The sequence below is a fragment of the Shewanella sp. MR-4 genome (genome assembly GCF_000014685.1).
Lineage (GTDB): Bacteria > Pseudomonadota > Gammaproteobacteria > Enterobacterales > Shewanellaceae > Shewanella.
Genome location: NC_008321.1, coordinates 3,080,435 through 3,094,295, shown reverse-complemented (window position 1 = coordinate 3,094,295; position 13,861 = coordinate 3,080,435). Strand labels below are relative to the sequence as shown.

Below are 13,861 nucleotides of genomic sequence, written 5' to 3'. Positions count from 1 at the left end.
TTTACGTTCGCGTAAACGTCAGAGTGGTTTCAATGTCACTATTTATCCGCCACTGGCGAGTGTTACCGCTATGGCACATTTAGCTTGGAGTCCCCATGAGTACTGAACAATTTAACCAAGAGATCGTTATTGTTGCCGCTAAACGCACCCCAATGGGTGGCTTTCAAGGCAGTTTGTCTGGTGTAACGTCTCCGAGCTTAGCGGCCACCGCCATCAAAGCCCTGCTCACTGATACCCAAGTTGCGCCTGACAAGGTCGATGAAGTGTTAATGGGCTGCGTATTGCCAGCGGGTCTGGGTCAAGCGCCAGCGCGTCAGGCGACTTTAGGTGCAGGTTTACCTCTGTCTGTGGGTGCAACCACAGTGAACAAAGTCTGTGGCTCTGGGATGAAAACCGTGATGCTCGCCCATGATTTATTGAAGGCGGGCAGTGCTAAGTTGGTGGTTGCTGGCGGTATGGAAAGCATGAGCCAAGCCCCTTACTTGCTAGATAAAGCGCGCTCAGGCATGCGTATGGGCCATGGCAAGGTATTAGATCATATGTTCCTCGATGGTTTAGAAGATGCCTACACCGGCGGCGCCATGGGCACATTCGCCCAGAAAACCGCCGATGAATACGGCCTAACCCGCGAGCAAATGGATGCCTTTGCCTTAAGCTCACTGGAAAAAGCCAACGCGGCCATTAACTCTGGTGCCTTCAAGGCGGAGATTGTGCCTGTCACGGTAAGCGATCGCCGTGGTGATGTGACTATCGATACCGATGAGCAGCCAGGTAATGCCCGTCCTGAAAAAATCCCAACCCTGCGTCCAGCTTTTGCTAAAGACGGCACTATTACTGCGGCAAACTCAAGCTCAATTTCAGATGGTGCGGCGGCGCTAATGCTAACCACCCGCGCGAATGCCGAGCAGTTAGGCTTAACTGTGCTCGCCACTATCAAGGGCCACACTACCCATGCCCAGGAGCCATCACTCTTTACCACGGCGCCCGTTGGCGCTATGGCAAAACTGCTGAGCAATGTGGGCTGGTCAAAGGATGAAGTTGATCTGTTCGAAATCAACGAAGCCTTTGCCATGGTGACTATGCTAGCCGTTTCTGAATTAGGTTTAGACATGGCAAAAGTGAACGTGAACGGTGGCGCCTGCGCCTTAGGTCATCCTATCGGTTGCTCGGGCGCACGTTTACTGGTGACCTTAATCCATGCACTTAAAGCCCGTGGGCTTAAGCGTGGCGTAGCCTCACTTTGTATCGGTGGTGGTGAAGCGACTGCTATGGCTATCGAAGTTTAATCAAAGGCTTAATCGCGAATAACGGCAAAACAATCAACAAGACCAAGACTGAGCTGGCAAGGGCAAACATCCCTTCGAGGATACCCATAATATCGCACCGCCAGCTCCACCCTAAACAAGGAAAAGGATTGCAACATGACCACACAAGTTAAGCATTACATCGATGGCGAATTCACCACAGGCACAGGAACATCACAAATCGTAGTGACCAATCCCGCCAATAACGAGCCAATCGCCCTTATCAATAGCGCTACGGCCGATGAAGTGCACGCGGCTATTGCCAGTGCCAAGGCGGCTTTTAAGACGTGGAAAGAAGTGCCAGTATCTGAGCGTGCCCGTGTCATGTTGCGCTACCAACACTTGTTAAAAGAACACCACGACGAACTGGCGACTATCCTTGCCAAAGAAACTGGCAAAACCTTTGAAGATGCCAAGGGCGATGTGTGGCGCGGAATTGAAGTGGCAGAACATGCCTGCAACATTGCCTCATTATTGATGGGCGAAACCGTTGAGAACGTCGCGCGTTCAATCGATACCTACAGCTACACTCAGCCTCTGGGTGTGTGTGCGGGCATCACGCCGTTTAACTTCCCAGCAATGATCCCTCTGTGGATGTTCCCTCTGGCGATTGCCTGCGGTAACACTTTTATCCTTAAGCCATCAGAGCAAGACCCAATGACGCCGCAGCGCTTAGTTGAGCTGTTTGTCGAAGCGGGCGCGCCAAAGGGCGTATTACAGCTGGTACATGGCGATAAGACGGCGGTCGATATCCTGCTGGCAGACCCTGCGGTGAAAGCCATTTCCTTCGTCGGCTCTGTGGCTGTAGGTCAATACATCTACAAAACCGGTACCGATAACTTAAAACGCGTGCAAGCCTTTGCTGGTGCGAAAAACCACTGCGTGATCATGCCTGATGCGAATAAGCAGCAAGTCATCAACAACCTAGTGGGCGCATCGGTTGGCGCGGCGGGTCAACGCTGTATGGCGATTTCGGTCGCGGTATTTGTCGGCGCGGCTAAAGAGTGGATCCCAGAGCTTAAAGAAGCGCTGGCGAAGGTTCGCCCAGGTTTATGGGACGATAAAGAAGCCGGTTACGGCCCGCTGATTAGCCCAGCCGCTAAAGCACGCGTGCTCAAACTTATCGCCCAAGGTAAGGAAGAAGGCGCAGAGTGTTTACTCGATGGCAGCGATTTTAGCGTGGCAGGTTTCGAGTCGGGTAACTGGGTAGGACCGACCATGTTCACTAAGGTCACGACCGATATGAGCATCTACAAAGAAGAAATCTTCGGCCCTGTGCTTTGCTGTATGGAGTCCGATTCATTAGAAGATGCCATCGAACTGGTTAACGCCAGCCCTTACGGCAATGGTACCTCTATCTTTACCGCAAGCGGCGCCGCCGCCCGTAAATATCAACACGAAATCGAAGTTGGCCAAGTCGGTATCAACGTGCCTATCCCTGTGCCATTACCTTTCTTCTCGTTCACGGGTTGGAAGGGCAGTTTCTATGGCGACCAACACGCTTACGGTAAGCAAGCGGTACGTTTCTACACTGAAACTAAGACCATTACCTCTCGCTGGTTCGAGTCGGACATTGCCGTGGCCGCAGGTCCCAATATGAGCATTAACTTGCGCTAAGCGGTTTTAAAAATAGTTTCAACGCATTGTGAAACAGCAGGTTTTTTAGTCTAAACGTGGCGCCAGTTGGCGCCCATTGATGATAAGCCTGCCGATAAATTCACTGTGTATTACGCAAAAGATATTGACGAAAAGAAATGGCCAAAGAGTCATAGGAGAGCCAAATGGATTTTAATTTCAACGAAGACCAACGCCAATTTGCCGAGCTGGCTCGCCAGTTTGCGGCGGATGAACTCGCCCCCTTTGCTGCCAAATGGGACGAAGAACATCATTTCCCTAAGGATGTGATCCAAAAAGCCGGTGAGCTGGGTTTCTGCTCCCTGTATTCCCCCGAGTTGGAAGGCGGTATGGGGCTGTCGCGCTTAGATGCCTCGATTATTTTCGAAGAGCTATCGAAAGGCTGTACTGCCACCACCGCCATGCTGACAATTCACAATATGGCCACTTGGATGGTCACCACTTGGGGCACTGAGACACTGCGTCAAGCTTGGTCAGAGCCTTTGACCACGGGCCAAATGCTCGCCTCTTATTGCTTAACTGAGCCCGGTGCGGGCTCGGATGCGGCTTCACTGCAAACCAAAGCGGTGCGTGAAGGTGATGAATACGTGGTCTCTGGCTCTAAGATGTTTATCTCGGGCGCAGGTTCAACTGAGCTTTTAGTCGTAATGTGCCGCACGGGTCAACCCGGGCCAAAGGGTATTTCGGCGATTGCTATCCCTGCCGACAGTGAGGGCATTATCTATGGCAAGGCCGAAGATAAGATGGGCTGGAACGCGCAGCCGACGCGCTTAGTTACCTTCGATAACGTGCGTGTACCCGTTGCGAACCTGCTCGGCGAAGAAGGCCAAGGCTTTACCTTTGCGATGAAAGGCTTAGACGGTGGCCGCATCAATATCGCCACTTGCTCTGTCGGTACGGCGCAGGCGGCTTTAGAGCGTGCAACTCAGTACATGAATGAGCGTCAGCAATTTGGTAAACCGCTGGCAGCCTTCCAAGCATTGCAATTTAAGCTTGCCGATATGGCGACCGAATTAGTGGCTGCGCGGCAAATGGTGCGTTTGGCCGCCTTTAAACTCGACAGTGGCGACCCAGAAGCTACCGCCTATTGCGCGATGGCGAAGCGTTTTGCCACCGATGTGGGCTTCCAAGTTTGTGATGCCGCGCTGCAAATTCATGGTGGATATGGTTATATCAGGGAGTACCCCTTAGAGCGTCACTTCCGTGATGTGCGTGTACATCAGATTTTAGAGGGCACTAACGAGATTATGCGCCTCATTATCGCCCGTCGTTTACTCGACGAAAATGCCGGACAAATCCTCTAAGCTGCCCTGATGGGACTGTAGGATTTGGCGATAACCGATTGGAAATATAAGGGAGCCGAAACAGATGGAATATTTAGTTGAGCGTATCGAAGGCCACACGGCAATTCTGACGATGAATAATCCGCCGGCCAACACTTGGACCGCCCAGAGTTTGCAGGCGCTCAAGGCCAAAGTGCTGGAGCTTAATGCCAACAAGGACATTTACGCGCTGGTGTTAACAGGCGAGGGCAACAAGTTTTTCTCCGCAGGTGCCGATTTAAAACTGTTTAGCGATGGTGATAAGGGCAATGCGGCGAGCATGGCAAAACACTTTGGCGAAGCATTTGAAACCTTAAGCCAGTTCCGCGGCGTGTCGATTGCCGCCATTAACGGCTATGCCATGGGTGGCGGCTTAGAAGTCGCGCTGGCCTGTGATATTCGTATCGCCGAAACCCAAGCCGTGATGGCGCTGCCTGAGGCTACCGTTGGCCTGCTGCCCTGTGCGGGCGGTACCCAAAACCTGACCGCTTTAGTGGGCGAAGGTTGGGCGAAACGGATGATCCTCTGCGGTGAGCGGGTGAATGCCGCCCAAGCGCTGAATTTGCGTTTAGTCGAGGAAGTGGTTGAAACGGGTGAAGCCTTAAATGCGGCGATTGCACTGGCCGCCAAAGTGGCGAATCAAAGCCCAAGCAGCGTAACTGCCTGTAAGACACTTATCCAAGCAGGGCGTCAAATGCCGCGCAGCCAAGCCTTACCGATAGAGCGTGAACTGTTTGTCGGATTGTTCGATACTGAAGATCAGGCCGAAGGCGTGAACGCGTTTTTGGAAAAACGTAAAGCTGATTGGAAGAACCGCTAATGACAAATTTAGTAGATAAGGCTGCACACACGTCCACCACACAAAATGTTGTTTTTCAAACCTTAGCCACCGCCTCGGGTAAATTAGTTGGGGTGGTGACGCTCAATGTTGAAAAAGCTCTCAACGCCTTGGATCTCGATATGGTTCGAGCCATGACGGTGCAGCTCAATTTGTGGAAAAAAGATCCGTTAATCGCCTGTGTGGTACTCGATGGCAGCGGAGAAAAGGCGTTCTGTGCGGGTGGCGATGTGCGCGCGTTATATCACGCGTCTGTTGCTGCTAAGGGACAAGTGACTGAGGTCGCTAAAGTATTCTTCGAAGAAGAATATCGTCTCGATTATCTACTGCATACCTATGGCAAACCTGTGCTGGTATGGGGTGATGGCATAGTGATGGGCGGCGGTCTGGGCCTGATGGCGGGCGCGAGTCATAGAGTCGTGACTGAAACCTCCCGTATCGCTATGCCCGAAGTCACCATTGGGCTTTATCCCGATGTGGGCGGCAGCTATTTCCTCAACCGTATGCCGGGCAAAATGGGGCTGTTTTTAGGGCTAACGGCCTATCAAATGAACGCCGCCGATGCCTGTTACGTTGGCCTTGCCGATCATTATCTGAATCGTGACGATAAAGAGCTGATGTTCGATGCCATGGCGACCCTCGATTGGAGCGATACGCCAGCGCTGAATCATCAAAGACTCGACTCGATGATCAACGAACTGTCGAACCAAGTGGACATCCCTAAGGGCGATAGTTTACTGGCCGAGAGCCAAGAGATGATCGACCGACTGATGGCAGGCAGCTTGACGGATATCGTCAGCCGGATGTCAACCTTAAGCACCGAAGAAGCCTGGTTAAATAAAGCCTGCACGACCATGTTGGCGGGCAGTCCTATCAGTTGGCATTTGGCGTATATCCAAACCCAACTCGGCACCAAACTCAGCCTCGCACAATGTTTTAAATGGGAATTAACCGTCAGCGTTAATGTTTGCGCCAAAGGCGATTTCTGCGAAGGGGTGCGTGCACTCTTGATTGACAAAGACAGACAGCCAAAGTGGCAGTTTGCCGATGTGCAATCCGTGCCAAACAGCGTTATCGAGGACATATTGACCTCACCTTGGGGAGATCATCCCTTAAGCCAATTAAGCTAAGCCAATCGATGGCAGGCAAAGCGAATGCTTTGCCTGCCATTTTTGTCTGGAATAACAACTATCTGGAATAATAAAGACACCAGAACACAGGAGTGATGGCATGAGTACAGTAGCATTTATCGGTTTAGGTAATATGGGCGGCCCAATGGCGGCCAATTTATTAAAAGCGGGCATGACGGTACGTGTCTTCGACTTAGTGCCAGCCGCCATGCAAGCCTTGGCCGACCAAGGCGCTTTAGTGTCGAGCACGGCATGCGGCGCGGCGGCGGGGGCCAATGTGGTGATCACTATGCTGCCTGCGGGTAAGCATGTTCGAAACTTGTACTTAGGTAATGCTAGTGAGAAGGGGCTACTCGACGTAGTCGCTGGCGATACCTTGCTGATTGATTGCTCGACCATTGACGCCCAAAGTGCTCAGTTGGTGGCAGCCGAAGCGGCCAAGAGCGGTATCGAGTTTATCGATGCGCCAGTATCGGGCGGTACGGCGGGCGCGGCGGCAGGCACCTTGACCTTTATCTGTGGTGGTTCGGACATCGCCTTTGAGCGCGCGCAACCCGTTCTCAATGCCATGGGCAAGAATATCTTCCATGCGGGCGGCGCCGGTGCGGGTCAGGTCGCTAAAATCTGCAACAACATGCTGTTATCTGTGTTGATGGTCGGCACTTCTGAGGCGCTACAAATGGGGATTGACCATGGTCTCGACCCTAAAGTGCTGTCGGACATTATGAAGGTCAGTAGCGGCGGTAACTGGACGTTAGAGAAGTACAATCCTTGCCCAGGCGTGATGGAGAATGTGCCTTCTTCTAAGGACTATCAGGGCGGCTTTATGGTAGATTTGATGGTAAAAGATCTCGGCCTCTCCCAGGAAGCTGCATTATTGAGCAATTCGAGCACGCCAATGGGCTCACTCGCGCGCAGCTTGTATGTGAATCATGCAAGACAAGGCAATGGTCGCCGAGACTTCTCCAGTATTTTTGAACAATTTGCACCACTTAAAAAATAGATAAACAAGGGATAACCAGATGGATTTAAAAGATAAGGTTGTCGTCATCACTGGCGGCGCGGGTGGTTTAGGCTTAGCGATGGCGCACAATTTTGCGCAGGCGGGTGCTAAGTTGGCGCTGATCGATGTGGATCAAGAAAAACTCGAGCGCGCCTGTGCCGATTTAGGCTCAGCCACCGAAGTCCAAGGTTATGCGTTAGATATTACCGACGAAGAAGATGTGGTCGCAGGTTTTGCCTACATATTAGAAGATTTCGGCAAAATCAACGTATTAGTCAATAACGCTGGCATCCTGCGCGATGGCATGTTAATCAAAGCTAAAGACGGCAAAGTGACTGACCGTATGTCATTCGATCAATTCCAATCTGTGATCAATGTTAACCTCACTGGCACCTTCCTCTGTGGCCGTGAGGCGGCTGCGGCGATGATCGAATCGGGTCAAGCTGGGGTGATTGTGAACATTTCTAGCCTCGCCAAGGCGGGTAACGTAGGCCAATCTAACTACGCGGCTTCTAAAGCGGGTGTGGCGGCGATGTCTGTGGGCTGGGCAAAAGAGTTAGCCCGCTACAATATCCGTAGCGCTGCGGTAGCACCAGGGGTGATTGCCACTGAAATGACTGCGGCAATGAAGCCAGAAGCCCTTGAGCGTTTAGAGAAGCTTGTGCCCGTTGGCCGTTTAGGCCAAGCGGAGGAGATAGCTTCTACCGTACGCTTTATCATTGAAAACGATTATGTAAATGGTCGTGTCTTCGAAGTCGATGGCGGTATCCGTCTGTAATATGGTATCTTATTGAAATTAAACAAAACCGAGCTTTTGCTCGGTTTTTTATTTGGTAAAGATTTGTGTGTGGGGCGTGATTTAGGCTTAAGGGTGCGGTGGATCGGAGTTGACATTTACTGGCTATCCTTCAACAATCGCACTCCACTTTTTTTACATAACTTTACAAATAGGGTTGACATTATAGTGATGGAGTTGATTATCTGAATGTCATGGCAGGATAAGGCCCTTTGGCTTGAAAAAATCACTAAACGCATGATGCTGATAGTCGGTGTCTTAGGTGTGATAGTGATCTACGGCGGCTTCTTTTTTCTTCTCTTCACTGGTCGTTCGGTTGCGGTGATCCCGTGGTTTTTTCTGCTATCGCCTTGGATTTGTATTTACTTTGGCCTCACGCAAGTGCAGCAGGCCAATGTGCTTAAGTGGTTTATCAAAAAAGTGAAAAAATAGCCCGAAAAGGGCAGTTGCATATTTCGGTTTGTTCAGTTGGCAAACTTGGGGAATACAATGGGGTTAGGACGCTATTTACCATATCTGCTGAGTGCAGTTTTACTGCTTGGTGGGTGTGAGCGTACGGATACACAAGATTCAAGTGCCAAGGAAAACGGCGATATAAAAGTTGCCCCCTATGGCAGCTGGCAATCACCTCTGTCTGCAGCCGAGGTGTTTGAACGGGCCGATGATATTGCTGAGCTGCAAAGCGTCGGCAATGCGATTTATTTTGCTGAATCCAGTGGCAGCGCACAGGGCAAAGTCGGCATTAAGCGCCTCGATGGCGTTGGTAAAGTGACTGAAGTCGTTCCCCCTGATTTTAATGTCAAATCTACCGTGCATGAGTATGGTGGCGCGGCATTTTTGGGCATAGGCCAGAGCCTATTTGCCACTAAACTACAGGATCAGCTGTTTTACCGTTTCGCCCCGAATCAGCCGCCATTGCCCTTAACCCCCAATGGTACCCGCCATGCCGATTGCGTGGCGTACCCTAAGGGCTCGCGGATTATTTGTGTGCGTGAAGACCACCGTCAGGGCGGCGAACCTAAAGCCAGCTTAGTGACCATCAATCTTAACTTTGCTGGTGAAGGCGATACCTTTGTCAGTGGCCATGACTTTATTTCCTCTCCCACGATTTCCCCCGATAACACGCAATTGGCGTGGATCACCTGGGAACATCCCTATATGCCTTGGGATAACAGCGTGCTCTGGCTTGGGGATCTTGACCGCAAAGGCCAGTTAAAAAATATTCGTAAGGTGAATACGCCCAAGGATTCTTCGGTGACTCAGCCCTTATTCGGCCCCGACGGCAACTTATATGTGGTGTCCGATCTCAGTAACTGGTGGAATATTTACCGCGTCACCCCAAAAGAAACCTTAAAGCCGGTACTGAGTAAAAATGCCGAGTTTGCCGTGCCCGATTGGCGCTTAGGCAATCATAACTATGCCTTTGAAAATGCCTCGACCTTGATTGCCAGCTATGTTGAAGGTAATCAGGCGGCATTGCTGCGTATGCACTTAGATTCGGGATTGACCGAATCCCTTGCCGTTGATTTTGCTGAGATTACTCAGGTGGTGAAGGGCGAAGATGGGGTTTATTTTGTCGGCGCTAAGGCGACGCCAGAGAAGGGTATTTATCGGGTTGTCGGCCGTGGCACTGAGTTAGTCTATGCGCCAGCGCTGCCGAATCTTGACCCTAACTATGTGTCGCGGGCGAGAAATATCGCCTTCAATACGGGCAAAAATCAGCAGGCTTACGGTTATTTTTATGGTCCGGTGAATCCCAATTACATTGCGCCCCATGATACAAGGCCGCCGCTTATCGTGATGTTACATGGCGGGCCGACGGCGCGCGCTTCCCTTGCCTATCGCAGTGAAATCCAGTTTTGGACCAGCCGTGGGTTTGCGGTGCTGGATTTAAACTTTCGTGGTAGCAGTGGCTTTGGCCGCGCCTACCGCCAGAGCTTATATGGCAAATGGGGGGAAAGCGATGTGGAAGATGCGGTCAATGCGGCCAAGTATTTAGTGACTAAGGGCTGGGTCGATGCGAAAAAACTGGCGATCCGCGGGATCAGTGCTGGCGGCTTAACCGCCATGTCCTCCCTAGCGTTTTACGATGTGTTTCAGGCGGGGGTGAGCTATGAGGGGATCAGTGATTTTGAACAGCTCGCTAAGGGCACCCATAAGTTTGAGTCGGGCTATTTAGATCAGCTTATTGGCCCCTATCCAGAGCTGAAACAACGTTATCGCGAGTTATCGCCACTCAATCACTTAAATGGTTTAAATGAACCCTTGCTGATTTTCCAAGGTTTGAGAAACAAGATAGTGCCGACGGCGCAGTCGCGGCAAATTTATGATGCGCTGAAAGCCAAAGGCGTACCGACGGCCTATATCGATTATGGTGATGATTCCGACGAGGGGCGCACACCTGAGCATAAAGCCGCGGGGTTAGAGACCGAGTTAGCCTTCTATGGCCAAGTGTTTAAGTTTACCCCTGCGGGTAAACTGCCCAAATTAACCCTAGATAATGCGATGGCGCTAAAGCACTAGCTTTAAAAAGACTCGTTTAACAAGCCTGCATCTAAGCAGGCTTTTTTATGGCAGCGTGTTAATGCTGGTGATTAAGGCTATCGATAATCGCGCAGTGGGGTTGCTCGCCGCCTTGGCACTCGCTGACCATCTGCTGTAATTGGCTACGAAGATTTTGTAACTTGCTGATTTGCTCCTCAACATAGGCCAAATGGTTGCGGGTGAGTTGCTTCACATCTTCGGCATTGCGGCTATCGTTATTGCGAAGGCCAAGCAGGAGTTTGCAATCCTCAAGACTAAAACCTAAGTCGCGGCACTGGTGCACAAATTTAAGCGATTCAATATCTTGCTGGCGATACACCCTGTATCCCGCCTCGTTACGCTCGCCGCAGACAAGGCCGATATCGTGGTAATAACGTATGCTTTTTACGCTTAACCCTGTGTGTTTCGCGACTTCACCAATTTTCATACTGACCTCGATTGTGTAATCCGTTTTCGATTACCTAAACACTCGTGCAGACAAGTGTGATACTTGCCACAAAAACACCCTTGACTCTCCCGTGATGGGAGACTTTATCTTAATCCTATAGCGGTTAAGTTCAAGTGAGGGATCTTCCATGTCGCAGATAAAACTCTATGTCGCCACCATGAATTGTGCAGGCTGTGTGGCCAAAATTGAAAAGGCCTTCGCGGCCGAGCCGAATGTGAGTGCCCGTATCAATCTCGCCGATAAGCAAGTGACTGTGGATGGCAAGATGAGCAGCGATGCGGCGCTGGCAGTGATGGATAAGGCGGGCTATCCTGCCCAGTTGATTGTGGACGCAAAGGCAGCCGCTGAGGAAAAGCGGGTCGAAGATGCGGCGGAGTATCGCCTGCGGATGCGTCAGGCCATCGCCGCGCTCGCTGTCGGTATCCCTATGATGTTATGGGGATTACTGGGCGGCGAAATGATGATTAATAGCCCTAACATGCAGCTTGGCTGGGGCATTATGGGCTTAGTCACCCTAGCACTTTTAGTCGGTACCGGGCGCCATTTCTATCAGGGAATGTGGCGTGCGCTTAAAGCCAAAACCACCAATATGGATACTTTAATCGTGTTAGGCACCAGTACGGCATGGCTCTATTCCATGCTGGTGGTGCTTATCCCGAGTGCGTTCCCAATAGACACTCGCCACGTGTACTTTGAGGCGAGCGTGATGATCTTAGGCTTGATTAACTTAGGTCACGCCCTCGAGCTGAAAGCTCGGGGCAAGACCAGCGAAGCGGTGCAGCGCTTACTCGGTCTGCAATCTTCTACCGCAATCCGTATTGGCGACAATGGCGATGAAGAGGTGGAAATCGATAAGCTTAAATTGGGGGATAAACTCAGACTTCGCCCCGGTGACAGGGTCGCACTCGATGGCGTGGTGGAGTCCGGCCAGTCATTACTCGATGAGGCCATGCTGACGGGTGAACCTATTCCCGTACCTAAGCATGTTGGCGATAATCTCAGTGCGGGGACAGTCAATGGTAACGGTAGTTTAGTCTATCGGGTGACCGCGGGGCAGCAGGATACACGCCTTGCCAAAATTATTGCACTGGTGCAGGAGGCGCAAACCTCTAAAATGCCGATTGGTCGTCTGGCCGATAAAATTTCGGCGGTATTTGTGCCAACGGTCGTGGTCATCGCCTTACTCGCGGCGGCGATTTGGTATTTTGTAGGGCCAGAACCCGCGCTCAGCCATGCGCTTGTGGTGCTTACCAGCGTGCTGATCATCGCCTGTCCCTGCGCCTTAGGCTTAGCGACACCTATGTCTATCATGGTGTCCGTTGGCCGCGCCGCTCAAATGGGCATCTTGGTTAAAAATGGTGAGGCACTGCAAAGCGCCAGCAAGGTCGATTGCGTGGTGCTGGATAAAACCGGCACAGTGACTCAGGGTAAACCCCAAGTGACTGATATCCATTGGATTGAAGGTAATGACCAAGCTCCTAATGACCAAGCACTCAGTGATGAAGACAAGCGCGCACTGCTTGGCGCTATCGCCAGTCTTGAGCAGCATTCGGAGCATCCGCTGGCCAGCGCAATGGTTAGTTATGTTAAGCAAGCCTCGATTCCATTGCCCGTGACCGAGATTTTTACCAATCATCAAGGTCAGGGCATCGAAGGGCGAGTTGATGGCGCCGACTTTTTAGTGGGCAATCAAGCCTTAATGGCGGCATTTGATGTGCAGTCAGAGAAGGGCGTGACAGGCAGCCACTCAGGCTTTGCGGTAGAAGCCGCCGCGCAATTTGCCAAACAGGGCAAGACGGCGATTTATGTCGCCAAGGCGGGCAAGTTAGTGGCCACTATCGCCATTGCCGATCCGATCAAGGCCGACGCCAAAGACGCGATCAGCGCCATCCGTTCACAGGGGATTCGTGTGGTGCTGCTGACCGGAGATAATCCGCAAACGGCGCAGGCGGTAGCCGCTCAAGTGGGCATAGAGGAAGTGATTGCGGGCGTATTGCCCGAGCAAAAGCTGCAGCATATTAAAGCCTTACAACAGCAAGGCCATGTGGTTGCTATGGTGGGGGACGGTATCAACGATGCGCCCGCCCTGATGAGCGCCGATGTGGGGATCGCCATGGGAACGGGCACAGAGGTGGCGATCGAAAGCGCGGATATGACTCTGCTGTCCCATCAGCTGATAGTGATTGCTAACTTATTGGCACTTTCCCGCGCGACCATTCGCAATATTAAACAGAACCTGTTTGGGGCCTTTATCTACAACAGTTTAGGTATTCCTGTGGCGGCGGGCGTCTTGTATCCGCTCACGGGTATGCTGTTAAGCCCTGTGATTGCCGGGGCGGCGATGGCGCTGTCATCCCTAACTGTGGTCACCAATGCGAATCGATTAAGACAGCAAAAGTTATAACGCTTGCGCTCGCATGAGTGATAATACTTTGCCTCACTAAATCGAGATACAGTGAGTAAGCACTCCCAATCCAGCCCGCATTTTGCGGGCTGTATTGTTTGAACATAAATATCCGCCTCAGCCTAAATGCCTGCCCAAACTCAAGCACAAACCTTACATTCGACTCGCGAATTACTTTGCGGATTCATCCTGCTGTCATCCCATTCCATTAGCTTGAATCATCCGGTAAAAATGTTGCTGAAATAAGCCGTTAGCTTAGGTTAATACCAGCACTAAAATAAGCGTTATAGCCCGTTATTTTGCTTGACGATTCGCGGCTAAGTAGGCCTTTTTAGTTGATAATTTAGCCCAAACTGCTATAGTGCCACGTTTATTTTTACCCCCTCAGGTTAGACAGCTTGGCTTTCGCAAATAGGGTTATACTTAGTTGCCTTGCC

At 51.4% G+C, this 13,861-nt stretch carries 11 protein-coding genes; 10 read left to right on the top strand and 1 reads right to left on the bottom strand.

Translation table 11 applies throughout. The features are described from left to right. The first annotated feature begins 95 nt into the window (after positions 1-95). The 9 genes from SHEWMR4_RS13655 to SHEWMR4_RS13610 all read left to right on the top strand — a co-directional run bounded on the left by SHEWMR4_RS13655 (position 96) and on the right by SHEWMR4_RS13610 (position 10,551). A complete protein-coding gene (locus SHEWMR4_RS13655; protein WP_011623349.1) occupies positions 96-1,286 on the top strand; it encodes a thiolase family protein in 1,191 nt (396 codons plus the stop codon). A 135-nt stretch (positions 1,287-1,421) separates the two neighbouring features. Further along, positions 1,422-2,921, top strand: a complete 1,500-nt coding sequence (locus SHEWMR4_RS13650; protein WP_011623348.1) for a CoA-acylating methylmalonate-semialdehyde dehydrogenase — start codon at positions 1,422-1,424, stop codon at positions 2,919-2,921. A 164-nt stretch (positions 2,922-3,085) separates the two neighbouring features. Then, positions 3,086-4,243 carry an acyl-CoA dehydrogenase family protein gene (locus SHEWMR4_RS13645; protein WP_011623347.1) on the top strand — a complete coding sequence of 386 codons (1,158 nt, stop codon included), beginning with the start codon at positions 3,086-3,088 and terminating at the stop codon, positions 4,241-4,243. Between the two features lie 64 nt (positions 4,244-4,307). Beyond that, positions 4,308-5,081, top strand: coding sequence for an enoyl-CoA hydratase (locus tag SHEWMR4_RS13640; protein ID WP_011623346.1), 774 nt, complete (start codon positions 4,308-4,310; stop codon positions 5,079-5,081). After that, on the top strand, positions 5,081-6,229 hold the full coding sequence (locus SHEWMR4_RS13635; protein ID WP_011623345.1) for an enoyl-CoA hydratase/isomerase family protein: 1,149 nt from the start codon (positions 5,081-5,083) through the stop codon (positions 6,227-6,229). The genes SHEWMR4_RS13640 and SHEWMR4_RS13635 overlap by 1 nt, the downstream gene beginning before the upstream one ends. Positions 6,230-6,329: 100 nt before the next feature. Continuing rightward, positions 6,330-7,232, top strand: coding sequence for a 3-hydroxyisobutyrate dehydrogenase (mmsB, locus tag SHEWMR4_RS13630; RefSeq protein ID WP_011623344.1), 903 nt, complete (start codon positions 6,330-6,332; stop codon positions 7,230-7,232). A 19-nt stretch (positions 7,233-7,251) separates the two neighbouring features. Beyond that, the gene (locus tag SHEWMR4_RS13625) at positions 7,252-8,010 is read left to right on the top strand and encodes an SDR family oxidoreductase (RefSeq protein ID WP_011623343.1); all 759 of its coding nucleotides are present in this window, start codon (positions 7,252-7,254) and stop codon (positions 8,008-8,010) included. Between the two features lie 207 nt (positions 8,011-8,217). After that, complete coding sequence (locus SHEWMR4_RS13615; RefSeq protein ID WP_011623342.1) at positions 8,218-8,460, top strand: hypothetical protein; 243 nt, start codon at positions 8,218-8,220, stop codon at positions 8,458-8,460. A gap of 57 nt (positions 8,461-8,517) precedes the next feature. Then, a complete protein-coding gene (locus tag SHEWMR4_RS13610) occupies positions 8,518-10,551 on the top strand; it encodes an alpha/beta hydrolase family protein (protein ID WP_011623341.1) in 2,034 nt (677 codons plus the stop codon). 58 nt (positions 10,552-10,609) lie between these two features. On the opposite strand, the gene SHEWMR4_RS13605 is transcribed toward SHEWMR4_RS13610, so the two are convergent. Beyond that, a complete protein-coding gene (locus SHEWMR4_RS13605; RefSeq protein ID WP_011623340.1) occupies positions 10,610-10,999 on the bottom strand; it encodes a Cu(I)-responsive transcriptional regulator in 390 nt (129 codons plus the stop codon). A gap of 148 nt (positions 11,000-11,147) precedes the next feature. Between SHEWMR4_RS13605 and SHEWMR4_RS13600 the strand changes: the two genes are divergently transcribed. After that, positions 11,148-13,424 (top strand): heavy metal translocating P-type ATPase, encoded by a 2,277-nt coding sequence (locus SHEWMR4_RS13600; RefSeq protein WP_011623339.1) that lies wholly within the window; start codon positions 11,148-11,150, stop codon positions 13,422-13,424. Positions 13,425-13,861 lie beyond the last annotated feature (437 nt).

Coding starts and splice junctions, on each gene's coding strand:
- SHEWMR4_RS13655 (WP_011623349.1), top strand. CDS start 96: ATGAGTACTGAACAATTTAACCAAGAGATCGTTATTGTTGCCGCTAAA.
- SHEWMR4_RS13650 (WP_011623348.1), top strand. CDS start 1,422: ATGACCACACAAGTTAAGCATTACATCGATGGCGAATTCACCACAGGC.
- SHEWMR4_RS13645 (WP_011623347.1), top strand. CDS start 3,086: ATGGATTTTAATTTCAACGAAGACCAACGCCAATTTGCCGAGCTGGCT.
- SHEWMR4_RS13640 (WP_011623346.1), top strand. CDS start 4,308: ATGGAATATTTAGTTGAGCGTATCGAAGGCCACACGGCAATTCTGACG.
- SHEWMR4_RS13635 (WP_011623345.1), top strand. CDS start 5,081: ATGACAAATTTAGTAGATAAGGCTGCACACACGTCCACCACACAAAAT.
- mmsB (WP_011623344.1), top strand. CDS start 6,330: ATGAGTACAGTAGCATTTATCGGTTTAGGTAATATGGGCGGCCCAATG.
- SHEWMR4_RS13625 (WP_011623343.1), top strand. CDS start 7,252: ATGGATTTAAAAGATAAGGTTGTCGTCATCACTGGCGGCGCGGGTGGT.
- SHEWMR4_RS13615 (WP_011623342.1), top strand. CDS start 8,218: ATGTCATGGCAGGATAAGGCCCTTTGGCTTGAAAAAATCACTAAACGC.
- SHEWMR4_RS13610 (WP_011623341.1), top strand. CDS start 8,518: ATGGGGTTAGGACGCTATTTACCATATCTGCTGAGTGCAGTTTTACTG.
- SHEWMR4_RS13605 (WP_011623340.1), bottom strand. CDS start 10,999: ATGAAAATTGGTGAAGTCGCGAAACACACAGGGTTAAGCGTAAAAAGC.
- SHEWMR4_RS13600 (WP_011623339.1), top strand. CDS start 11,148: ATGTCGCAGATAAAACTCTATGTCGCCACCATGAATTGTGCAGGCTGT.